This window comes from Dictyoglomus sp. SSW (genome assembly GCF_055181335.1).
In genome coordinates this window covers 210,669-232,728 of record NZ_CM143705.1, presented here as the reverse complement: position 1 = coordinate 232,728, position 22,060 = coordinate 210,669, and the positions used below count along the sequence as shown (strand labels likewise).

General features: G+C 32.0%; 22 protein-coding genes. 9 read left to right on the top strand and 13 right to left on the bottom strand.

All coding sequences use genetic code 11. The features are described from left to right. Positions 1-27: 27 nt before the first annotated feature. Entirely contained in the window at positions 28-333 is a 306-nt protein-coding gene (locus ACY3JM_RS01080; RefSeq protein ID WP_463082959.1) for a ferritin family protein, read from the bottom strand. A 216-nt stretch (positions 334-549) separates the two neighbouring features. Between ACY3JM_RS01080 and pstS the strand changes: the two genes are divergently transcribed. The 3 genes from pstS (at position 550) to ACY3JM_RS01065 (ending at position 2,938) form a co-directional block, all read left to right on the top strand. Then, the gene (gene pstS, locus ACY3JM_RS01075) at positions 550-1,575 is read left to right on the top strand and encodes a phosphate ABC transporter substrate-binding protein PstS (protein WP_463111479.1); all 1,026 of its coding nucleotides are present in this window, start codon (positions 550-552) and stop codon (positions 1,573-1,575) included. An 84-nt stretch (positions 1,576-1,659) separates the two neighbouring features. Beyond that, positions 1,660-2,316: a DNA/RNA nuclease SfsA gene (locus ACY3JM_RS01070; RefSeq protein WP_463082957.1), complete on the top strand. Its 657-nt coding sequence runs from the start codon at positions 1,660-1,662 to the stop codon at positions 2,314-2,316. Further along, positions 2,303-2,938, top strand: a complete 636-nt coding sequence (locus ACY3JM_RS01065) for an N-glycosylase/DNA lyase (RefSeq protein WP_463082956.1) — start codon at positions 2,303-2,305, stop codon at positions 2,936-2,938. Before ACY3JM_RS01070 ends, ACY3JM_RS01065 begins: the two co-directional genes overlap by 14 nt. A 1-nt stretch (position 2,939) precedes the next feature. Here ACY3JM_RS01065 and ACY3JM_RS01060 read toward each other — a convergent pair whose 3' ends face one another. Both ACY3JM_RS01060 and ACY3JM_RS01055 read right to left on the bottom strand, forming a co-directional pair. Next, entirely contained in the window at positions 2,940-3,908 is a 969-nt protein-coding gene (locus ACY3JM_RS01060) for a glycerophosphodiester phosphodiesterase (RefSeq protein ID WP_463111478.1), read from the bottom strand. Continuing rightward, positions 3,889-5,145 carry an MFS transporter gene (locus ACY3JM_RS01055; protein ID WP_463111477.1) on the bottom strand — a complete coding sequence of 419 codons (1,257 nt, stop codon included), beginning with the start codon at positions 5,143-5,145 and terminating at the stop codon, positions 3,889-3,891. The genes ACY3JM_RS01060 and ACY3JM_RS01055 overlap by 20 nt, the downstream gene beginning before the upstream one ends. An 88-nt stretch (positions 5,146-5,233) precedes the next feature. On the opposite strand from ACY3JM_RS01055, the gene ACY3JM_RS01050 reads away from it, so the two are divergent. Then, a complete protein-coding gene (locus ACY3JM_RS01050; RefSeq protein ID WP_463111476.1) occupies positions 5,234-6,670 on the top strand; it encodes a CehA/McbA family metallohydrolase in 1,437 nt (478 codons plus the stop codon). Positions 6,671-6,699: 29 nt separating this feature from the next. On the opposite strand, the gene ACY3JM_RS01045 is transcribed toward ACY3JM_RS01050, so the two are convergent. The 7 genes from ACY3JM_RS01045 to ACY3JM_RS01015 all read right to left on the bottom strand — a co-directional run bounded on the left by ACY3JM_RS01045 (position 6,700) and on the right by ACY3JM_RS01015 (position 14,044). Beyond that, positions 6,700-7,530, bottom strand: coding sequence for an SDR family oxidoreductase (locus ACY3JM_RS01045; RefSeq protein WP_463082952.1), 831 nt, complete (start codon positions 7,528-7,530; stop codon positions 6,700-6,702). 12 nt (positions 7,531-7,542) lie between these two features. Further along, on the bottom strand, positions 7,543-8,955 hold the full coding sequence (gndA, locus tag ACY3JM_RS01040) for an NADP-dependent phosphogluconate dehydrogenase (RefSeq protein WP_463082951.1): 1,413 nt from the start codon (positions 8,953-8,955) through the stop codon (positions 7,543-7,545). A 1-nt stretch (position 8,956) separates the two neighbouring features. Next, positions 8,957-10,459, bottom strand: a complete 1,503-nt coding sequence (locus ACY3JM_RS01035; RefSeq protein WP_463082950.1) for a gluconokinase — start codon at positions 10,457-10,459, stop codon at positions 8,957-8,959. Beyond that, positions 10,444-11,451, bottom strand: a complete 1,008-nt coding sequence (locus ACY3JM_RS01030; protein ID WP_463111475.1) for a D-isomer specific 2-hydroxyacid dehydrogenase family protein — start codon at positions 11,449-11,451, stop codon at positions 10,444-10,446. Before ACY3JM_RS01030 ends, ACY3JM_RS01035 begins: the two co-directional genes overlap by 16 nt. Beyond that, positions 11,444-12,913: a tagaturonate epimerase family protein gene (locus ACY3JM_RS01025; RefSeq protein WP_463111474.1), complete on the bottom strand. Its 1,470-nt coding sequence runs from the start codon at positions 12,911-12,913 to the stop codon at positions 11,444-11,446. The genes ACY3JM_RS01030 and ACY3JM_RS01025 overlap by 8 nt, the downstream gene beginning before the upstream one ends. A gap of 91 nt (positions 12,914-13,004) precedes the next feature. Next, complete coding sequence (locus tag ACY3JM_RS01020; RefSeq protein ID WP_463082947.1) at positions 13,005-13,535, bottom strand: chromate transporter; 531 nt, start codon at positions 13,533-13,535, stop codon at positions 13,005-13,007. Further along, the gene (locus ACY3JM_RS01015; protein WP_463082946.1) at positions 13,514-14,044 is read right to left on the bottom strand and encodes a chromate transporter; all 531 of its coding nucleotides are present in this window, start codon (positions 14,042-14,044) and stop codon (positions 13,514-13,516) included. The genes ACY3JM_RS01020 and ACY3JM_RS01015 overlap by 22 nt, the downstream gene beginning before the upstream one ends. Before the next feature lie 91 nt (positions 14,045-14,135). On the opposite strand from ACY3JM_RS01015, the gene ACY3JM_RS01010 reads away from it, so the two are divergent. Further along, on the top strand, positions 14,136-15,158 hold the full coding sequence (locus tag ACY3JM_RS01010) for a hypothetical protein (RefSeq protein ID WP_463082945.1): 1,023 nt from the start codon (positions 14,136-14,138) through the stop codon (positions 15,156-15,158). Position 15,159: 1 nt separating this feature from the next. Continuing rightward, the gene (locus ACY3JM_RS01005; RefSeq protein WP_463082944.1) at positions 15,160-15,921 is read left to right on the top strand and encodes a hypothetical protein; all 762 of its coding nucleotides are present in this window, start codon (positions 15,160-15,162) and stop codon (positions 15,919-15,921) included. Positions 15,922-15,962: 41 nt separating this feature from the next. Here the strand turns inward: ACY3JM_RS01005 and ACY3JM_RS01000 are convergent, their stop codons facing one another. Beyond that, positions 15,963-17,303: a glutamine synthetase family protein gene (locus ACY3JM_RS01000; protein WP_463082943.1), complete on the bottom strand. Its 1,341-nt coding sequence runs from the start codon at positions 17,301-17,303 to the stop codon at positions 15,963-15,965. A 233-nt stretch (positions 17,304-17,536) separates the two neighbouring features. Here ACY3JM_RS01000 and ACY3JM_RS00995 point away from each other — a divergent pair, with 233 nt between their 5' ends. From ACY3JM_RS00995 to ACY3JM_RS00985, 3 genes are all read left to right on the top strand, one after another. Beyond that, entirely contained in the window at positions 17,537-17,917 is a 381-nt protein-coding gene (locus ACY3JM_RS00995) for a hypothetical protein (protein ID WP_463111473.1), read from the top strand. A 307-nt stretch (positions 17,918-18,224) separates the two neighbouring features. Then, positions 18,225-18,485 carry a hypothetical protein gene (locus ACY3JM_RS00990; RefSeq protein ID WP_463111472.1) on the top strand — a complete coding sequence of 87 codons (261 nt, stop codon included), beginning with the start codon at positions 18,225-18,227 and terminating at the stop codon, positions 18,483-18,485. A gap of 310 nt (positions 18,486-18,795) precedes the next feature. Next, a complete protein-coding gene (locus ACY3JM_RS00985; protein WP_463082940.1) occupies positions 18,796-19,248 on the top strand; it encodes an Hsp20/alpha crystallin family protein in 453 nt (150 codons plus the stop codon). A 51-nt stretch (positions 19,249-19,299) separates the two neighbouring features. Here the strand turns inward: ACY3JM_RS00985 and ACY3JM_RS00980 are convergent, their stop codons facing one another. Beyond that, on the bottom strand, positions 19,300-20,619 hold the full coding sequence (locus tag ACY3JM_RS00980; protein ID WP_463082939.1) for a TldD/PmbA family protein: 1,320 nt from the start codon (positions 20,617-20,619) through the stop codon (positions 19,300-19,302). Next, entirely contained in the window at positions 20,619-22,052 is a 1,434-nt protein-coding gene (locus ACY3JM_RS00975; RefSeq protein ID WP_463083654.1) for a TldD/PmbA family protein, read from the bottom strand. Before ACY3JM_RS00975 ends, ACY3JM_RS00980 begins: the two co-directional genes overlap by 1 nt. Positions 22,053-22,060 lie beyond the last annotated feature (8 nt).

Here is a 22,060-nt window from a genome sequence, read left to right as displayed (position 1 = left end):
TCAAAAGTGTTTCACGTGAAACATTTTTTACTCTTTTTCCTCTTTTATCATCTCTTCCACTTCTTCTTCGCCTTTTTTGTAGAAGTCTTCTTCCTCTTTATGTAATTCTTTCAAAAGTCTTAAGAATTCACCAGCATGAACTTTTTCTTCATTGGCTATATCATAAAGGACCTTTTTAGCAAGTGGATCATCAGTAGCCTCTGCAATTTCCTCGTATAATTGGATAGCTTCATACTCTGCAGCAATGAATAATCTTATAGCTCTGATAAGTTCTTCCTTTGTAATTTTTCTTTCTAAGCCTAATACTGAAAATGGTGTACCAAATTCTGGCATTTTGCACGCTCCTTTCTAAAAATTTTTATTTATTATAGCACAAATTATCTTTAACAATTACTTAACCTTTTTTTATACAAATTTAACTGAAGATTAAATGGACTTTAAATTATAAAAAATAGAATCTATAATGGAAATAATTGGAAAGGGAGGTGATAATAGTTAAAAAATTAGATTTCTTTTAGGAATATTAATTCTTAAAAGGGAGGGAAATTCATGAGAAAGGTTCTCATTTTAGTGTTTTTACTTCTTCTTTCTTCTATATCCTTAGGTCAAAGTATTCTTATAAACGGTGCGGGAGCAACTTTTCCCTATCCTCTTTATTCTCGTTGGTTTTATGAGTTTGAGAAAGAAACAGGCATTAAAATAAATTATCAATCTGTAGGAAGTGGGGCAGGTATTCAGCAAATAAAGGCAAGAACAGTAGATTTTGGGGCAACAGATGCACCTCTTCCTGGAAAAGATCAGGGAGAAAATGGTTTAATAATGATACCTACTGTTATAGGTGCTGTTGTGATGATCTATAATTTACCTAATATAAATAACTTAGTACTCACAAGAGATCTTATAGCAGATATTTATCTTGGAAAAGTAAAGAACTGGAATGATCCCAAAATAAGAGCAGTAAATAAAGATTTAAATCTTCCCAATATGCCTATTATTGTAGCAAGAAGATCTGATGGTAGTGGTACAACTGCTATTTTTACCAACTTTCTTTCTACTGTAAGTTCAGAGTGGAAGGAAAAAGTAGGAGCGGGTACATCTGTTAACTGGCCAGTAGGAATAGGTGGAAAAGGTAATGAGGGAGTGGCAGGAATTGTTAAAAATACTATAGGTGCTATTGGATATGTAGAGCTTGCTTATGCAAAGCAAAATAATCTTCCTTATGCAAAAATAAGAAATAAATTTGGTAATGTGGTAGATGCAACTTTTGAGACTATAAAGAGTTCAGCAGCTTTCTTTAAGGTACCAGATGATTTTGCAGTATATATAGTAGATGCTCCTGGAAGAAATAGCTATCCTATTACAGGTTACACTTTCTTATTGATCCCTAAGGAACAGAAAGATTTAGAAAAAGGAAAGGCTCTTGTAAAATTTATTAGATGGGCATATGAAAAGGGAGACAAATATGCTGAAGAACTCTTATATGTACCTCTACCTGATAATGTGAAAAGATTGGCCCTCAAGAAATTGGACCTTTTAACCTATCAGGGCAAAAAGATAGTGGATCTTTTGAAGTAAACATAAATAATAAGTAATAACCTAATTTTATTTTGGGAGAAAGGAAATATATTCCTTTCTCCCTTTTATGTTATAATTCATTCTATGAGACTTCCTCTTTTAGAATCAGCGGAAGTTATAAGAAGAGAAAAAAGATTCAGATTATTTATAAAGTATGATGGAAAAGAGGTACTTTCATATCTTCCAAATCCTGGGAGATTGGAAAATATAATTTATCCTTCATCTGTGGTTTATATATCTAAGAAAGAAGGAGAAAAAAGAAAAACATCTTTTGAGGCTGTTCTTGGGGTAGAGAACGGAAATCTTGTTTCTTTAAATGCATCCTTAGCCAATCGTATATTTGAAGAAAATCTATATAGATTTCCTGTAAAGGTCAAAGATTTAAGAAAAGAATTTACGTTCCATGGCAAAAGATATGATTTTCTAGTAAATAATAAAATACTTGTAGAAGTAAAATCAGTTACATTAGTAAAAAATCATATAGGATTTTTTCCAGATGCACCAACTTTAAGGGGGACAAGACATTTAGAATATATGGCAGATTGGATTTTTGAAAAATGGGTAGTGTTTGTGGTACAAAGGGAAGATGCTAAGTTAGTAAAACCAAATAAAGATCTTGATATGGATTTCTTTCTATCAGCGAGACTTTTAAAGGAAAGAGGAGGAATATTTTTCGCCTTTACTTGTAAAATAGATCTTAAGGAGATAGGATTTAAGGAATTTATAGATGTGGAAGTATAGATCAGCAGTAGAAAAGATAAAAAGTATAGAAGAAGAGGCTTATCCTCTTGTTGAGAAAAGAATAAAGGAATTTGAAAATTTAGGAAAATATGGAACTGAGCTTGATCTTTTTTCAGAGCTTTCCTTTTGTGTACTTACTGCCAATTGGTCTGCTCAAGGAGGTATAAAGGCCCAAAATTATATAGGAAAATTAAACTTTGCAAGACTTTCAGAAAATGAGTTAGCAGAGAAGTTAAAAGAAGTAGGTCATAGGTATCCTTTAATGAGAGCTCGGTATATTGTGGAAAATCGTAAGCTTATTGGAAGCTTAAGAGATCTTTTTAATCTACCTGAGAAAGAAGCAAGAAGGATTTTGGTAAAAGAGGCAAAAGGGATAGGTTGGAAGGAAGCAAGCCATTTTTTAAGAAATATTGGCAAATTGGATGTGGCAATTCTTGACAAACACATTTTGAGATTTCTTTTTAATGAAGGAATAATCAGGGAGATTCCAAAAGCTTGGACAGAAAAAAGGTACGAAGAAATAGAAATGGAATTTAAAGAGCTCTCCTTTTTACTCAATAAAGTCTCAGGAGAGTTGGATCTCTATATATGGTATCTATTAAAAGGGAGAGTAGATAAATAATCTATACTAAGAAATTTCTTATATCTTTCAAGGTAAATATTACTTCGCCTACTTCTCTTACCCGAATCTTTATCTTTGGATTTTCTTCTATTGCTTCTATCTCAAAATTGACCCTTTCTCCTATATTCCATACAAAAGGTATTTCTTTATTTATCTTTATATTTCCACCTTCTATACTTAGTTCCTCTATATGTAGGGGAATAATATAGTTAACTGCTTCAAAACTTATTAATTTGTTTCCTTTTTTAACAGTATCCTTATCAATCATTTGAAGAAAATAGGATAAATATGGACTGTTAAATACCATTTCTTTCCCTCCTTTAATACCTTCTAAAATTCTGTTAGGAAAATCTGTTATGATAGCGAAGGTGTCTCGTTTTTTAAAATATTTTGCTTTTTCTTCATCATTTACAGTCCAAGGTATGGTAACCTTAAAGTAATTCCTGTAATCATCTGTTACATAGTTATAATTTGGTTTTAAAAAATCTGCAATTTGGAAATACTTTTCTAATTCTTCAGGTCTTGGTTCATGGACATAAAGAAGTCCTATTTTTGCACTTTCTTGAAGCTTTAAAGCATAAAGTCCCTTGTGCCAAAAAGAAGATATCACATAATTTTCTAAGGAAAAATTCTTAACCATTTTGTATGTATCTATAAAATCCTCAGGGTTTTTTACTTCTATATCTACAAATTTATTTTTACTTTTAACAAGATCTAAGACCTCTGATAGGGTTGGTATCTTTTCCCCTTGAATATTTATCCTTTTTATATTTTCAAAGCTTGTTCTTCTTATGTTTAGATCTATTCCTGTAAGTCTTTTAAGATTTTCGTCATGAGAGATTACAAGAATTCCATCTTCTGTTTTTTGTACATCAAGTTCTATACCGTCTGCTATTTTTAATGCTTCCTCAAAAGCCCTCATAGTATTTTCTGGATAATATGCACAGCCCCTATGTCCTAAAATTAACATCTGCTTTTTTCTCCTTTACTTCTAAAATCGAGATTAGGGCAAGTATGGCAAAAAAGGCAGAAAAAGGAAATATGATAAATCGCGTTTTAAATATATCGGCTAAAAAGCCAGCTAATGGGGGAGAAATAATACTGGCAAGTTGGGAAGAAAAATAATAAAAACCGGTATAGGTACCTTGAAATTGTAAAGAAGCAAAATCTAAAACCATAGGTAGAGAGTTTATATTTATTAATGCCCAAGATATTCCTCCAATTATAAAGAGATATCTTATTATATTTATGTTTTTCAAAATAATAAGTCCCATTAAGGTTACAATCATGCCCAATATCCCCAAAAGAATAGCCTTTTTTCTACCAATCTTTTTGCCAATGAAACCTGATGGAATAGAAAATATCATAAAGGATAAGGATAAAATTCCCAAATTTGTTTTGGCAAGGGTTTCTCCTACAGATGGGTCAAGACCAGATTCTAATGCCATATACACAGAATAGAAGGTTTCTATTGCATTAAAACTTATGAACCAGAATAAAATAGCTATTAGTAAAAATATAAGATTTTTATCCCTTATATTTAGAAGGTTTTTAAAGGATTCATTCCAGGAGACCTTTTCTGAAGATTTTAAAACTATGGAATCTTTATGCTCTTTTACAAAGATAAGTAAGATTAAAACAGCTATAATCTGTATAATTCCAACGATAAGGAAGCCTAAGGGGCGATTTTCAGCGGATATTCTTCCAACAAAAAAATAAGCGATAAGAGCTCCTAATCCCCCCATAAAATTTATAATCCCATTGGCAGGAGATCTTTCCTCAGGAGGTACCAGATCAGGCATTAAAGATATTACAGGACCTCTTCCTATTCCTTGTGCAATATTCATTAAGAAAATTACAAGAATGGTCAGAAGCAAGGAAGCAGTATTTATTCCCCATACAAGAGGAATCCAAGGAATTAGGGCAAATAATATAGCTCCTAATGGAAGAGAGCTTATAATATATGGCATCCTTTTACCAATTTTAGTAACGGTTCTATCGGATAATGCCCCTATTAATGGTATAAGTAAGATAGCAAGGATATTATCAAGATTCATTATCCATCCTACAACAAAGCTTGAAAGCTTATAGGTTTTCTGAAGTATGATGGGAATGTCAGAGTTATAAATAGCCCATAGGAGAGAAATGGATAGGAATCCAAAACCAAGAAGAAAAATTTTAAAATAACTCACCTCTTTATTACTCATTAGTTACCTCCCATCTCTCAATATAAAGTATTTTAACATAAAAATATTTAAGGTATAATACCATTCATAAAGGGGGATATATGAGGATATGAGTAATGAATTTCATTTTAATATAGAGCTTTATCCTGAAGACTCTAAGAAGCTTATCCCTATAGACATAGAAATCCCTGATGGAATAAAAGAGATTGTAATAAAAGGAATTTTAGAACCAGAAAGTATATCCTATGAGGAATCTAAAAGGCCCATTATTGATGCTCTTAAGAAGTATGTATCACAAGGATTTGAACCATTAGATGTAAAGAATAATCAGATTTTAGAGAAAATATGGAGAGAGTTTTCTCCTTTAAAGAACATAGTTAATTTGAGGATTATTGATTCAGAGGGGAAATTTAGAGGTACAGGTGATAATAGATTTACGAAAGGTATTCCGATTAAGATAGGAGTAGAGGAAAGTACTCTTGGTTGTGTTACAGGTGAGATTCCCCCAGGAGAGTGGAAATTAATATTAGAAGTAAAGCAGATTTTAAAAAGATGTATATTAAATGTAGTGGTCTTTTTGAATAGGGAGAATAATACAAAAATAGCTGATCCTATTCTTCCTTATACTTCTGTTTTGCGTGAATGGGAAAGTAAAGAAGGTTGGGTAAAAGGGGATTTTCATCTTCATTCTAACCATAGTGATGGTGCCCTTTCTATAGAAGAGCTTGTTAAATTTAGCATTAAAAGAGGATTGGATTTTATTTTTTTAACTGATCATAATAAAATTTCAGGATATCACACTATAGAGGATGAAGGATACCCTATATTTGGAGGTATAGAGTTTACTACTTTTTGGGGACATTTTTTAGGTCTTGGAATCTGTGATTATATCTCTTGGGATCTTGTAAATCCTGATGTGGGGATAAGAAGATTAGCTGAGAAGGTACATTATCAAGAGGGAATCTTCTGTATTGCCCATCCTTTTACTCTATCTTATCCCATATGTCCTGGTTGTAGATGTGAAATATCTATAGATTATGATTACGTGGATGCCATGGAGGTATGGACAGGTACCTTTGGTCTTAGAAAATTTGAAATTACTGAGGGAATAAAAGAATGGAGAAGGATTTTAAAAGAGGGATGTAAAGTTACGGCTATTGGAAGTTCTGATATGCATAAAATAGAAGATATAAGAGATGATACCCCTGTAAATTATGTTTATGTAGATAGTCTTACCCTTGAAAATATTATAAGGAGTGTAAGGGAAGGTAAAGTATATGTTACTTCTGGACCTAAAGTAGAATTCTATATGAATGATAAAAATATAGGTGAGACTTTAAGAATAGATGATGATATTTTTTTGAAATACTCTTGTGAAGAGGAAGCTGATGTAAAGATTATATACAACGGAGAAGAATTTATTAAAATACCTAAAACAAAGAAAGGAGCTTTTCAAATAAGATTTGAAGATAAAGGTTACGTGTATTTAGAATTTTGGCAGGGAAATAAACTTCTTGCCTTTACAAACCCTATATATTTAATGTAAAGAGAGGAGCGCCTTTGCTCCTCTCTTTTTTATACGCCTGAAAAAGCATTAAATCCACCATCAATTGGGATTATTGCACCTGTTACAAAGGAACTGGCTGGAGAAGCAAGCCAAATAATTGTGCCAATTAGTTCTTCAGGCTCTCCAAATCTTCCCATTGGTGTATGATCTATTACTGCTTTTCCACGGGGAGTTAAAGATCCATCTTCATTTAGAAGTAAATATCTGTTTTGATTTGTGATAAGGAAACCTGGGGCAATAGCATTGACTCTGATCTTAGGAGAAAATTCTTTTGCTACATATACTGCAAGCCACTGAGTAAAGTTTGCAACTGCTGCTTTTGCAGCTGAATATCCTACTACCCTTGTAAGAGGTCTAAAAGAGGACATGGAAGCAAAGTTTATAATTACTCCACCATCTGGATTTTCTAACATCATCTTACCAAAGACTTGACTTGGAATTATAGCTCCTGCAAATAGGTTTATGTTTACAACTTTTTGTATTGATTCTACTGGAAGATCCCAAAAAGTTACCTTATCAGATGTAACTGCTTCTGGTATATTTCCTCCTGCAGCATTAAGAAGAATATCTACTCTTCCAAAGGTGCTTTTTACTTTTTGGGCTACTTCCTCCACATTCTTTTTATCTAAGGCATTCATTATGTATCCTTCTGCAGTAATCCCCATACTTCTTAATTTCTCTACCTGATTCATAAGAGCTTGTTCATTGATATCTGTAAGTATAATTTTAGCTCCTGCTTTTCCTAAACCCTCAGATATGGCAGAGGCTAATATACCTCCCCCACCTGTGAAAAAGGCTACTTTATCTTTTATATTGAAAAGCTCTTCCACATAACCCATTTTATTCACCTCCTATTCTAATTTTTCCCATTCAGTATGGAAAATGCCTTCTTTATCTGTTCGTTCATAGGTATGGGCTCCAAAGAAATCTCTTTGAGCTTGAATAAGGTTGGCAGGAAGATTCTCAGAAGATAAAGCATAATAGTAGTCAAGAGTAGAATTTATGGCAAGAAGAGGAATAGATAGAGATCTTCCAATTTGAGATATTCTTTTTACTGAGGAAATTTTATCTTTTATAAAATCTATGGCCAAAGGAGATAGTAATAGATTAGCATTAGCAGGATTTTCTTTTATTATTTCCCTTAAGAAATTTAAGATCTTTGCTCTAATTATACAGCCACCCTTCCATATTCTAAGCACCTCAGATAGATCTATTTCGTACCCAAAGGTTTTTGAGGCTTCGTCAATTAGCCAAAGACCTTGAGAGAAGGATATAAATACTCCAAGAAGTAAGGTTTTTTCTAAATCTTTTATAACCTCTGTTTTATTTAAATCTATATTCTCCATCTCTTTATAGGCTATTTGAGATAGTTTTACTCTAACTTCTTTAAAATGAGAGATGATTCTTCCTTCTACAGCAAGATTTAAGGTGGGGGTTGGTATACCTAAATCTAAAGCAGTTTGAGCTGTCCATTTTCCAGTACCTTTTTGCTCAGCTTTGTCCAGTATAAGCTCAACCAAAGGTCTTCCTGTTTCTGGATCTTTGTATCTCATAATCTTATAGGAGATTTCCATAAGAAATGAGTTAAGTTCTCCTTTATTCCATTCCTCAAAAAGGACACCTATTTCTTCTGATGTCATCTTTAATCCTTTTCTCATAATATCGTAAACTTCAGAAATGATCTGCATAATTGCATATTCAATTCCATTATGGACCATTTTTACAAAATGACCTGCTGAATCATGTCCTACATATGTACAGCATGGACCATCTTCAGTTTTTGCTGCTATTTTGAGAAGCATTTCCTCTACTAAACTATAGGCTTCTTTTGTCCCACCAGGCATTAAAGAGGGACCATATAAAGCTCCATACTCTCCCCCTGAAACCCCCATACCTAAAAATAGAATATTTTTTCCTCTTAATTCTTGGAGTCTTCTTGAAGTATCTTTATAATGAGAGTTACCTCCATCTATAATAAGATCTCCTGGTTCTAAATAAGGAAGAAGTTCATTTATAACATCGTCTACTGGTTTTCCTGCCTTTACCATAAGAATTATTTTCCTTGGTTTTTCTATTCCTTCTACAAAACTTTTTATGTCATAATATGGAGAAATTTTTTCATCTTTTACTCTGTTTTTTATAAATTCCTCTGTTTTATCAAGTGTTCTGTTATAAACAGCCACAGTATATCCTTTTCTTGCTATGTTTAAAGCAAGGTTTTGTCCCATTACAGCAAGCCCTATAAGCCCCACAAAACTTTTCATTTTAAGAACCTCCCTTTTTTAATTGAGTATGGATTGAAAAAGCTTCTTTTAAATTTTTGGTAAGATATACAAAAAAGTCAAATCTTTTCTTATAATATTCAACCTTTTCTTCCTCTGGTTTATAAATCTTTTTGATTCTTACCATTTTTTCAGTAGCTGATCTATATGAAGGATATTCTCCTATTATTTTGAAACCTAAGATAGCTGAACCTAAAAGAGCAGGTTCATCGGTATCTGCTACAGCTACATCCATACCCATTATATTTGAAAGAGTTTGCATCCAGGTATCTGATCTTGCTCCACCCCCACCAGCCCTTACTTCTTTTATCTCTATTCCTAATTCTTTTAAGGTTTCATATAGCATCCTTATAATATAGGATACTCCTTCCATACCTGCCTTTATTACATGGGCTTTATTGTGATGGGGACGAAGTCCAAATAAAACACCTGAGGCTATGCTTCCTATGTCTGGATTTCTTTCTCCTGTAAGATAAGGAAGGAAGAAGAGGTCATCAGAATCAACATCTTTTGTCATATTAGTTTGCTCCTCATAACTCATATTAAACATATTGTCTCTAAACCATTTTAGAATAATTCCTGCATTGTTTATTCCTCCACCTGGAAACCACTTATTATCAAAGAAATAAGGTACTTGTATTCTCATTTTTTCTGGGTTATCAAAGATAGCCTTAGGATATGGTACTCTAAACATGGCGGTAGTACCAATATTTATTATTCCTATTCCATCTCCTGCTAATGCGCCTATCCCTGTACCTACAGCACCACCATCATAAAGTCCTACTCCTAAAAGTACATCTCCTTTTAGACCAAGAAGATCTAAGGTCTCTTTGGGGAGTTTACCTAATATTTTATCTCCTGGAACTACAGTGGGAAGGTTTTCCTCTTTTATACCTAAAAAATCTAAGACATAAGGATCCCAGTTTAGGGTATGAATATTTAGAAGCTGAGTTGAGGAATCTATACTTGGTTCTGTATAGGCTTCTCCTAAGAGTTTATATATGAGAAATGATTTAGAACCTAAATAATATTTAGCAGAATCAAAAATTTCCCTATGTTTCTTTTTTAACCAATATATTCTTACAAAGGGATAATAAAGAAGAGGGGGACAACCAGTCCTTTTATATATCTCCTTAAAATCTACCTCTCTTAAAAGTTCATCAAAAATTTCTCTGGATCGGGTATCAAGGAGAGTTATTATTCCTGTGAGAGGCTTTTTGTTTTTATTAAGTGGTAGAAGACCAAACATATAGGAAGAGGTTATTAAGATACTAATTCTTTCTTCAAAACCTTTTACTATTTCTCTCACTACTTCTACAAATATATTAAATATGGTCTCTGGATTATGCTCTGCTTTTCCTAAAGCATCCTTTTCTAAAGGTAATTCTTTTTGTATAAGGGCTAAAATTCTACCTTCCTTATCAATAATTCCACTTTTTATATTTGTAGTTCCTAAATCTACTGCTAAAACTAAATCTTTCTCCATGGCAATTTCTCCAATACATCTTTATTTATGATTTCATCAGGGATTTCTTTATTGACTATTTTTTCTACATCTAAAACTACTTTGTCTCCCATGCCTTTTAAGCACTCATAAGTATATGCAGCAATATGGGGTGTTACTACCACATTATCCATATGTAAGAGAGGATTTTGAGGATCTGGTGGTTCATCCTTCATTACATCCAAGCCTACTCCTGCAACTTTTCCTGATTTTATAGCTTTAATCAATGCTTCTTCATCCATTAATTCTCCTCTTGCTGTATTTACTATAATTACTCCATTTTTCATCATATTAAATTCTTTCTCTGATATCATATACCTACTTTTTTCATTTAAAGAGGCATTAAGAGAGATAATATCTGATCTACTTAATAATTCTTCAAGGGATACTGGCTCTACCCACATTTGTTTTAATTTCTCATCTGGGATATTGGGGTCATAAGCTATTACTTTTGCATTAAAACCATTTTTAAGGATTTCTCCTACCCTACTTCCAATATTTCCATATCCTATAATTCCTACAGTCTTATCTTTAATTTCCCAACCTATAAAGTTGGCCCTTTCTTCCCATTTACCTTCTCTTGCTTTTAGAGATGCTTCTCTTATTTTCCTCATTACCGCCATTAATAAGGCAATAGCTGTTTCTGCTACAGCTTCTCTTTCTACTACTCCTGGTACTTTAGTTACGATTACTCCCTTCTCTGTAGCAGTTTTTATATCAATGTTGTTATAACCTATACCATGGCGCGTTATAAGTAGGGTTTCATCTTTATATTCAAAGAATTCTCTATCATAAAATGGGGTCACACTTGCTATAATAATATTAAATCCCATAAGTTTTTCTGCCAATTCCTTACCATGCATATCGCCAGGAAGGGTGAATCTTTCTATGTTACCTATCTTTTTGAGTCTTTCTATATGTTCAGGAAAATATTTACCAAAACTACTTGAATTAACGATGGCTATTTTATACATTTTTTCCCTCCTCAAAAAGTTCCTGAAGATGTCTTTTTATATTTTCATATACAAATTTATAATGATCTTCCTCATATTTATCTAATATGGAATATATCTCTTCCCTCTTCTCCTCCAAGAGAGTTCCATATGATATATGGAAAAGTTGTCTTACTTCTTTTTTGGAAAGAAAAGCTAATAGATCTTCTTTTATTTCCTTTGGAAAATCTTCCTTCTTAATATTTACTTTATAAGCTTTTTTGCTTTCTTCTAAACTTTCAAGAGCAATGTTATATAGCTCTAAGAATAAATCTGGCTCAAATTTGGCTATTACTTTAACTGCCTCAAGCCAACTGGTACCTGATGTCTTGATATGGAAATTTTCCTGAGTAATTTTATAAAAGATCTTATAAATACTGAATTTATCGCTTCCTGAATGTAGACTTAATCTATATCCTTCCAAGTTTTTAGCTAATGTATAATGTTTTATAAGAGATTCTTCAAACTCTTTTATATTGCCTTGATAATCAATTCCTTTTTGAAATTCACCTGGAAATTTAGGAGCAAGACTCTTAAAGTCAATTCCCTTTTGATGTAGGTATTCAACCACAAATACATGATCTTCTGGAGTGGTATCCCTTTCTCCTTCATCAATGGAAATCTCTATATCAAATTCAGTTAGTTTACTTCTTAGGATATCATAAACCATTTCTATAAAGGGCATAGCATTTTCGTAAATAATAGCAGATTTGCAAAGTTCATCATAAGAAAGTTCGAAGTATTGGTCTTCAGAGATCTTTACTTTTCTGCCAGCATATTTTTCAATTATCTTTTTTGAGGTACCTGATATCTTTTCAAATTTTTCTTTTAATTCTTTTTGAGAAAGGGAGGATATTTTTTGTATCAGATCACTTATATCTAAGGTATACATAGTGTATCCAGCATCTATTGCTTCTAAAAGATATTTTTCATCTTTTATGTGATCTGCGTCTGCCCCATATTCTCCTTGATAATTTGCTTCCAAAATTCCTAATACACTTTTAAGCAGTACATCTTTAAAATCTCTATGGGTTTTGATAAGTTCTCTCGGGGATTGTTGGGCAACTATAGGGAAAAGATTATATTCTTTTAGGGCAGAAATTTGAGCTGAGGTTACTAATCCTAATCTATCTCCAGTACCAAAGGAAGTTTTTCTTTTACATATGGAAGGAGATATTTTTATAAAATTATTAATTTTTTTGTAATTGTCAAAATTCAATGGATATAGATTTACATAAAGGTTAAGTTCTTCTATCTTTTTATTCTCAGGAAAATAAGGATCTTGTAGGTAGAAAGAATTAGAATCTGTCAAAAAACCAACCCTTTTTTCCTTGTTTGTTTTTGCTACAAAAATATAAAAACTTTCATTAATTCTTCTTAAAGAGGAAGGATATACACTGATTGAAAGAGATTTTAAAAAATCTTCTAAAAGGTTGGTTGTCATCTTATATGCCCTCCAATTTTTTCATAATTATTAAAAAATAAGCTATATTTTGATTAAATTCTACCATATTTTTACGTACTATACAATAAATCTATTTAAAGAATAAATATAAGATTTCACCTATAATTCCAGAAACAAGCAAGATTCTTGTTAAACTCCATTTTGCCTTATACCCTAAAAATAATGAGATAAAAAATAGAAGTATGCTAAAAGGATCAGATATAGAGTCTTTTAATATACTGTAAGTCCCAGACATAATAAGGGCAAAAGTGAGAGGTGAGAGGAGAGAAAGATACAGATCTACTTTTTCTTTTCCAATATTATGGACAAAATAAGATGCCAGATACACTAAGATAAAGGGTGCTAACACAGAGCTAAAAGTTGCCACTAAGCTACCCAATATTCCCCCCATTTTATAACCTATAAAAGTTGCTGCATTTAGGGCAAGAGGACCTGGCGTTACTTGAGATATAGCAACCACATCTATGAATTGAAGGTTAGTAAGCCATTTTGTCTCTTCTACAACTAAATGCCTTATTAGGGCAATGATAGCATATCCACCCCCAAAACCAAAAAGACCTATTTTAAAAAAGACTTTTGCTAATTCTTGAAGTATACCCATAAGATTATTACTATAAGAGATGGAATGATTATATAAATAGGATTGATTTTAAATACAATCAAAATTAATGATAGAAAAAGAAAAGAAAGAAAGCGTAGAGTATTCCACTTTCTTTTTTTGAAAATTTCAAATACTGCAAGAACCATAGCAGAGGCAATGGCAGGTCTTAAACCATAAAAGAATCCTTGTACTATTTTTAATTTTTGAAAATTTAAAAAGAAGATAGCTATGACAAGAATAGATACAAAGGATGGTATAACTACAGCTAACGCAGATATGATAGCTCCTTTTATTTTTCCTAATTTATATCCTACAGAAACAGCAAGATTAAAGGCTATAGGACCTGGAAAAAGTTGAGCTAGGGTAAGGGTTTTTATAAATTCTTCTTCATCCATATAATTTCTTCTCTTAACAATCTCCTCTAAGAATAGGGGGATCATTACATATCCACCGCCTAAGGTCAACCATCCAATTTTTAAGAATATAAAAAAAAGATCTGTGAGTTTCATGATTAAATATTATATTACACATCTTATTCTGTGGTAAAATAAATTAAAGATTAAATAAACACTAAAATTCTTAATTTAGGGGGGCATAAAAATGAAATTTCCAAAAGGAAAGCCTATATACGAGGATACGCCTTCAGCACTAATTAATGTAAAAGAACTTGTAGCGTGGATTCATATGGAAAATTTTAATGGGGTATTAGAGGGAAAAGTTGGAGATATTACTACTCAAATACTTATTACAGATGGTGATCCTCGAAAGGCATTTACCTATACTGATAGTACAATTTTGGTTCAAGATGATGAAGCTATTGAGACTTTTGTTACTGATGCTATGATGAGGGTTTCCTCAATATCTTTATATGTTCTTGAAGATGAAATTATAAAAAGTTTACTTATTAGATTATTTATTAATCCTGTTTTAAGTGGTGATGCTAAGATATTTGATTCTATGGGTATGATAGAAAAACTTATGGAAAGGGAGCAGATAGGGCATATCTTTTTAGATTTTAATACTGAAAAACTTCACTTTCTCTTTTATGATGGGAGATATTTAGGATATTATTCAGAGAAAGATGGTAAGATGCGTCAAGATGAGGATAAGATAAATCTCATAAATTATTTAAATAGTAAATCAGGATTTTTGATGCTTCACATTGTTTCTCTAAAAGATTTTAAAAATTTAAAACTTCCCTCTTTAAGATTTGGTGAGATTGAGAGAAATACAGAATTTATAGCTGAAATTCTTACTTCTTTTCTAAATTATTTGGTCAGAGCCTATACGGGAATTGGAATTTATCCTGAAAAGATAAGGAAAATTATAGAGAAGATATATAATGAAAATGAGGGATTGTGGAAAGATATTTTAAATATAAACAATGGTGAATTCTTACTAAGTAATAACCTCAATGTGAGCTGGTATGAATTAGTTAGCAATTTTGTAATATTGATAAAAAAAATAAATTCAGAGGTTTCAAAACTTTGGGGAAAGAAAATGTCAGATCAAAAATACATAGATGTTTATAGAGAGTTTTATGAAAGTATAAAAAGTAGTCCAGAGATGTCTCAAGTATTTTCATATTTGAATCCTGAAAATCTTGAGAGGGTAGGAGGGTGATATGAAAGACAAAGTGAGACTGGTAGAGATTTTGTTCTTTATAGGGCTTCTTCTTGTTATTCTCTTTTCAACTATTCCCTTATTTAACATTAATATTCCTGAAAATATTTATAATATGGTTTATCTTTTTGTGGAATTTTTAGCTTTTGTTGTGGCTTTATTATTCTTCTTTAAGATTGATAGGAAACAGAAATTGTGGTTTGGTTGGCTTTTTATCCTTTTAGGTTTTTTTATCTATCTTTTAAGTGATTTTCTCGATATAATTTTTAAATTTGAAAATGCTCAAATGTTAAAGCTTTTGTCATTTATACTAAATTTTGTTGCCCTTTTACTTTTTATTATATTCCTAAGCAGTTCTTTAAGGGTAAGATTGAGCTTTAACGAGAATTTTCTTCTTGTAATTAATGCGATTCTCCTCTTTATCTTGATTTTGCAGGTAGGTATATTACCTACTCTACTTAATAGCACCATGCTTCTCGAAGATAAAATTATTAATATATTGTTTTTAATAGGAGACTATATGCTACTTGTTGTTTTTATGATTCTCTTTCTAACTATTACTACTAATTTCTGGGGTGGAGAGATCGCTAAAAATTATTACCTTTTAACTTTAAGTATTGCTCTTCTTTCGGTTGCTAATTTGATATTTTCATATATACTTAGTTCCTATGAACTTTTTAAAATAAATAGGATAATCTATTTAGGAGGGTATATGGTTATAGCCTACTCTATAGTAAAGGAAGGAGTGCTTCATGAAGCATGATTATACGCATATTAAAAGGAGGGAGAATTCTCCCTCCTTTTTTATAGTATTGGTAGATAGGTTTCTAACTCGTAGGTAGTCACTTGTCTTCTGTAATTATCCCATTCAATCTTCTTATTCTCTATAAAGTTTGTAAATACATGATCCCCCAATGTTTTTCTTACTAGCTCACTTTTTTCAGTTATTTCTATGGCTTCAATCAAGCTTCCAGGAAGACTCTCTATTCCTCTTTTTCTTCTTTCCTCTTCTGTCATATGATAAACATTCTCTTCTACAGGATCTGGAAGAGGATATTTCTTTTCTATTCCTTCAAGTCCTGCGGCTAACATTACAGCAAAGGCGAGATAAGGATTACAAGCTGGATCAGGAGCTCTATATTCAATTCTTGTAGCTTCTTCCTTTCCAGGTTTATACATGGGTACTCTAATAAGATCAGACCTATTTCTCATAGCCCAAGATATATAAACTGGTGCTTCATAACCAGGTACTAACCTTTTATAAGAATTCACCCATTGGTTGGTGATTAATGTAATTTCTTTTGCATGTTTTAAAAGACCAGCAATAAAATGTTTGGCAATTGGGGATAAATGGTATGGATCGTTATGCTCAAAAAAGGCATTTTTTCCATCTTTAAATAAGCTCATGTGAACATGCATACCTGAGCCATTTTGTCCAAAAAGAGGTTTGGGCATAAATGTTGCGTATACTCCATTTAGATAGGCTACTTCCTTTATTGCTAATCTTGCGGTCATAACTGTATCTGCCATTGTGAGAGCATCGGAATATCTAAAATCAATTTCATGTTGAGAGGGAGCTACTTCATGATGATTATATTCAACTGTAATACCCATTTCTTCAAGTATTTTAACGGTTTGATTTCTTAAGTCTATAGCTTCATCCCTTGGTATTAAATCAAAATAACCTCCCCAATCTAATACCTCAAGGGGTGGGTTTGGAGATTTGAAATAGAAAAATTCTAATTCAGGACCAACATAGTAAGTAAATCCCATATCTTTTGCTTTCTTTAGCATCTTTTTAAGTACATTTCTTGGATCTCCGTCAAAGAGTTTTCCATTTGGTTCTACTATTGTGGCAAACATTCTTGCTACTTTTATCTCTTTTTGTCTCCAGGGAAGAATGGTAAAAGTTTCTGGTTCTGGAAAAGCAATCATATCACTTTCATCAATTCTCGTATATCCTCTAACAGATGAGCCATCAAATCCCAATCCTTCTTCAAAGGCTTTCTCAAGTTCGTGGGCTGTTATAGTGAAACTTTTAAGATATCCCAATACATCTGCAAACCAAATCTCCACAAAATAAATGTCATTGTCTTTGATATACTTTAAAACTTCTTCTTTAGTTTTAGGAAAGCTGTTTTTCATTTTTTCCCTCCTTTAAGATTTGTTTATCAGAATTCCTTCATACATAATTTATAAATTTATATATGAAATAATATCACATACCACCCTTTCTAATAGTTAATAGAATTTTAAAATTTTTGTAATTATTATCAAAAGTATGTCAATGTTTGATCTTTAGTATGTTATATAGTAAAGAAATGCCTTTTAATTAAAATTCTTGAAAAAATTAATAGGTTGATGTATAAAGATATGTTATGGAGAAAAAATTTAGTAATAAACTAAATAATGTTAATCTTGAGATTTGGGTGTTGATCTTATCTACCTTCAGTTATATTTTTCAATTACCATATGCTATCTATTTATCCATAGGTTTAAAGGTCAAAGAAGCATTGAGAAATATCTTTTCTGATAAATTGGATAAGGTTCTTATTTTAGGATTTATTCTATCAGGATTTGTTAGCTCTTTAATCTCGGGGAGAAAATTAGAAGCCTTATTGGTCTCCTTTATACCTATTGTATTTCTTTGGTTTTATACGTTAGGTAAATATAGAATATTATATCCCCAAAAAGTTATAGATTCTATTTTTAAGGGCAGTTTTTTTGGGTTTAATCTTAACTTTATCTTATGCATTTAAAATTTCTATCCACATTGATAATTTTGGGGTTGTAGATGGGAATTTTAGTAGGGGACTAGTTTTAGGTGTAGGTGAACAAGGGCTTTCCTTATTCTTGAATTTGGCATTATGGCTGGATTGGGAATTTTAATAAAAGATGGTTTTAAATTGAAAAATCTTGTTTATTTATTGTTTTGTTTCTTAGGACTTTTTATTACCCAAACGAGAGGAGCCTTTTTAGGGCTTATATTTGGTTTTTTATTTTTGTTTTTTTCAAAGAGTTTTTTATTTTCTTAAGAAATACTGGTATATATTTTGGGTTATTCTTTTGATAATTTTTATAAGATTTAACCTTTTTATTCCAAATCTTAAGTATATGTTTTTGCATGTCTTTTCAAAAGGGAGCGAAAGTTCTATTTATGAAAGACTATACATATATAAAGGGATAATAAGAATGGTTAGGGATAATTTATGGTTTGCTGTAGGGCTTGGATGTTTTGTATATTATTTTCCTAAGTATGCTTTAAAAGATGATACTAATATTAAAAAGGGAATTTTAGAAATTCTAAGACATGCAGTAACCCCTTGAACAAATTTATAAGGGAATAAGAAGGGATTTTAACTTCGAGAAGAGAATAATCTTATCTATATTAATGGCATATTTTGGACATGTGCTTGTTGACGATTTATTCTCTATACATATTCCTCTTTTAATTGGGATATTACGAAACTATCGTATTCATAGCCATAAGTAATAGGATTTTCTAGAACACCAACTCTCCTTTCCATATCTTCTATTTACCCTACATTCTTCAGACCCCTTGACAAAAATTTTTATGGATATATAATATATATAGAAAAAGTTAATATATATCAAAATCTAATGAGGAGGTGGAATTATGTTAAGAAGATATTGGGATCCCTTTGAGGAAATAAGACATCTTCAAAGAGAAATGGATAGATTGTTCTCCGAATTTTTTGGAGAACCAGGAATTGTTGAGGAAAGAAGAGGGAGCTTTACCCCTGCTATAGATATGTATGAGACCAACGAAAATATAGTATTAAAAGTTGAACTCCCTGGCTTCAAACCAGAGGATGTAGATATTAGCGTAACAGAAGATAGTGTAGTTATCCAGGGAGAAACTAAAGAAGAGGAAGAAGTAAAGAAGGAGAACTTTTATAGAAAAGAAAGAAGGCTTGGAAGGATCTATAGAAGAATAGATCTACCAAAGCCTGTACTACCTGATAAGAGTGAGGCTGTATATAAGAATGGAGTACTTACCTTAACATTACCAAAGGCTAAACCTGAAAAGATTGAAGGAATAAAAATTAAGATTAAAGAAGAAAAGTAATTAATAAGGCATTAGTGAGGGGAGAGAGAAAAATCTCTCCCCTATATTTTTTTAAAATTCTGTTTTTCCAGTAAAATTAAATGCTAAAACCTTAATTGCAGGTACTCTTGCAAAACCTATATTGGGTACTAAATAGGTTTCTTTTGAGATCTCTTCTACATTACTAAGGACTTCAATAAAACTTTGGGTAAATCTTAAATTTTTAAGGGGTTTTGTAATTTTTCCATTCTCTATGAGAAATGTACCATCTCTTGTCATCCCAGTTGCCAAAACTCTAATAGGATCTAAGAAGGCATTGACATAATGAAATCTTGTAACGAGTATTCCTTTTTCAGTTTCAGATATAATTTTGCTTAATGGTTTTTCTCCTGCAACAAAGAAAAGATTAAAAGGTAATGGATAGGTAGATGGTGGAGGAAGGGCATGTCCTGTAGAGTTCTTTCCTTCTTTTACTGCGGTTGTAGTGTCGTATACAGGTCCCATTACTATACCATTTTTAATAAGATCTACGTGTTTTTTAGGCACTCCTTCAAAATCTATAGGAAATATTATTCCGTTAGGATCGTAGCCATTATCATAGATAGTTATATTATCTTTAAATATTTTTTGTCCTTGATATAAGGATATAAAAGATCTTTTTTCTTGTACTGCTTTAGCTGAAAAACCAAAATAGGCTATTTGTTCTAAAAGTTCCCCTACTGCTAAAGGCTCAAGGATCACAGTATAAATTCCTGGATCTATTTCTTGAGGATTTTTGCTATCTATACATTTTTGAAGGGCTCTTTCCGATAGGGATTCATAGTCTATACTATCTACATCTTTCCCTATTTCTTCTTGGTATCCAGATCCATCCCCCATATACATAACCTTACCATGAGAATAGGCGTAAGTACCATATGATTCTAAACCTTTTGAGTTTACTACTGCTATTTCTCCTATTTCTTCTGATATTGCTCCAAAAGTATTTAAATTATGTTTTTCAGCTTTGTCTATAAGTTTTTTAACAATGTCTGCTCTTTTTTCTGGTGAGGGATCAAAAGTCTTTTTCTCGTAACTTGGGATAGGTTCTGGATCTGGCAGATATAATTCTTCTGTATCAGGTTGACTTTTTAGTAAAGTATCCAAATCTTTGATAAGATTTTCTAAACTTTTTCCTTCTAAATTACTGGTAGATATAGCAACCTTCTTATTTCCCTCACCTACTCTTATATATAGGTTTAAATTTTCTTCAGCTACATTTTGATGGATAATATTATTGGCATATCTTGTTAATTCTTGGGAATTTATATGTAAACATACTTCTTTTCTTTCATAGGGTAGCTTTTTAATTAAATCTTTAAGAAAACTTAATGCTCTATCTTCTCCCCACATTATTTACCACCTACCTTTACTTTACGAAATCTCGCAGGAGATACACCATGTCCAACTCTGGCTACTTGTATAGGTTCTCCCTTTCCACAATTTGGTACTCCCCAGACTCTCCAAGATTTTTCATCAGCTATAGCATCACAACTTCTCCAAAATTCATAGGTAATACCTGTATAATATGGATTTTTATAAATCTTACCTATCTTTCCATCTTTTATTTCATAAGCTATCTCGCACCCAAAATGGAAATTTAATCTTTTATCATCTATTGACCAATTTTTATTTACTGCCATGTAAACTCCTTCTTCTGTGGAGGCTATTAAGTCCTCAAAAGGTATATTTCCGGGAAGAAGATTAATATTTGTCATTCTTATAATAGGAATTCTATTCCATCCATCCGCTCTCATAGTACCGTTTGATTTTTCTCCTAATATGGTTGCTGTTTCTCTTGAAGTTAAGTATCCTACAAAAATACCATCTTTCACTAAATAACTTCTTTGGGCAGGTATTCCTTCATCATCATATCCAAAACTTCCCAGACCATAAGGATGAGTAGCATCGGCTACAATATTTACAATCTCTGATCCATATTGGAAGTTGCCTCTTTTTTCTAAGGTTAAAAAGCTTGTTCCTGCAAAACTTGCTTCCATCCCTAATACTCTATCAAGTTCTGTTGGGTGTCCACAAGATTCATGTACCTGTAAAGCTAATTGGGTTCCATCTAAAATAAGAGTAGTTACCATTTCGGGTAATGGTTCTGCGGAAAGGAGGCTAACTGCTTCTTTTGCTATTTTTTCTGCATGTCCAACCAGGTCTAAATCTTCAATAAATTCCCATCCCCCTTTTCTAAAATCACCTCCAAAAGAATTAGGATAAGATCTCCTTTGTATGTCGCTTCCTTCGATTGCATAGGCAGTAATTCCACCACCACTTTCTAATATACTCTGCTCTATTTCTGTTCCTTCGCTACTTAAGAAAACCTTATCTTCTCTAAAAAATGATAGAGAAGATTCTGTAAGGGTGATGCCTTTAACTTCTCTCATAGTTTTATCAGCTGTAAAAAGTAGATCCAATTTTTTTTCAAAAGGTACTAAAAATGGATCTATTTGGTAGCTATTGCTCCATTTAGCCTTTATGATTTCTGCAGGGGCTAAAGCTACCCTTTTTTTATTGGTTTTGGCACTTGCTTTGGCTATTATTAGGGCTTTTTCTGCTACTTTCTTGTATTGGGAGAAGTCAAAGGAAGATGCAAACCCCCATGCTCCATTATAGAGTACTCTGATTCCATATCCGTAGGTTTCGTTTTTTACTGCTGTTTCTAAAATTCCATTTTTAACTTCAATCTCCTCTTTGAGTCTTTTTACAATTCTTACATCTGCGTAATCTACGCCAAGACGAGAAAGGTAATTTAATATTTCTTTCCCGGTTTCAATCAAATTTCTCA

Bases quoted from the DNA above. Each gene is read 5' to 3' on its own strand.
- ACY3JM_RS01030 (WP_463111475.1), bottom strand. From the start codon at position 11,451: ATGTATAAAATAGCCATCGTTAATTCAAGTAGTTTTGGTAAATATTTT.
- ACY3JM_RS01020 (WP_463082947.1), bottom strand. From the start codon at position 13,535: ATGGGTATACTTCAAGAATTAGCAAAAGTCTTTTTTAAAATAGGTCTT.
- gndA (WP_463082951.1), bottom strand. From the start codon at position 8,955: ATGAAAAGTTTTGTGGGGCTTATAGGGCTTGCTGTAATGGGACAAAAC.
- ACY3JM_RS01055 (WP_463111477.1), bottom strand. From the start codon at position 5,145: ATGAGTAATAAAGAGGTGAGTTATTTTAAAATTTTTCTTCTTGGTTTT.
- ACY3JM_RS01060 (WP_463111478.1), bottom strand. From the start codon at position 3,908: ATGTTAATTTTAGGACATAGGGGCTGTGCATATTATCCAGAAAATACT.
- ACY3JM_RS01065 (WP_463082956.1), top strand. From the start codon at position 2,303: ATGTGGAAGTATAGATCAGCAGTAGAAAAGATAAAAAGTATAGAAGAA.
- ACY3JM_RS00985 (WP_463082940.1), top strand. From the start codon at position 18,796: ATGTTAAGAAGATATTGGGATCCCTTTGAGGAAATAAGACATCTTCAA.
- ACY3JM_RS01080 (WP_463082959.1), bottom strand. From the start codon at position 333: ATGCCAGAATTTGGTACACCATTTTCAGTATTAGGCTTAGAAAGAAAA.
- ACY3JM_RS00980 (WP_463082939.1), bottom strand. From the start codon at position 20,619: ATGTGGGGAGAAGATAGAGCATTAAGTTTTCTTAAAGATTTAATTAAA.
- pstS (WP_463111479.1), top strand. From the start codon at position 550: ATGAGAAAGGTTCTCATTTTAGTGTTTTTACTTCTTCTTTCTTCTATA.
- ACY3JM_RS01010 (WP_463082945.1), top strand. From the start codon at position 14,136: ATGAAATTTCCAAAAGGAAAGCCTATATACGAGGATACGCCTTCAGCA.
- ACY3JM_RS01025 (WP_463111474.1), bottom strand. From the start codon at position 12,913: ATGACAACCAACCTTTTAGAAGATTTTTTAAAATCTCTTTCAATCAGT.
- ACY3JM_RS01005 (WP_463082944.1), top strand. From the start codon at position 15,160: ATGAAAGACAAAGTGAGACTGGTAGAGATTTTGTTCTTTATAGGGCTT.
- ACY3JM_RS00995 (WP_463111473.1), top strand. From the start codon at position 17,537: ATGGAGAAAAAATTTAGTAATAAACTAAATAATGTTAATCTTGAGATT.
- ACY3JM_RS01050 (WP_463111476.1), top strand. From the start codon at position 5,234: ATGAGTAATGAATTTCATTTTAATATAGAGCTTTATCCTGAAGACTCT.
- ACY3JM_RS01015 (WP_463082946.1), bottom strand. From the start codon at position 14,044: ATGAAACTCACAGATCTTTTTTTTATATTCTTAAAAATTGGATGGTTG.
- ACY3JM_RS01070 (WP_463082957.1), top strand. From the start codon at position 1,660: ATGAGACTTCCTCTTTTAGAATCAGCGGAAGTTATAAGAAGAGAAAAA.
- ACY3JM_RS01045 (WP_463082952.1), bottom strand. From the start codon at position 7,530: ATGGGTTATGTGGAAGAGCTTTTCAATATAAAAGATAAAGTAGCCTTT.
- ACY3JM_RS01000 (WP_463082943.1), bottom strand. From the start codon at position 17,303: ATGAAAAACAGCTTTCCTAAAACTAAAGAAGAAGTTTTAAAGTATATC.
- ACY3JM_RS01035 (WP_463082950.1), bottom strand. From the start codon at position 10,459: ATGGAGAAAGATTTAGTTTTAGCAGTAGATTTAGGAACTACAAATATA.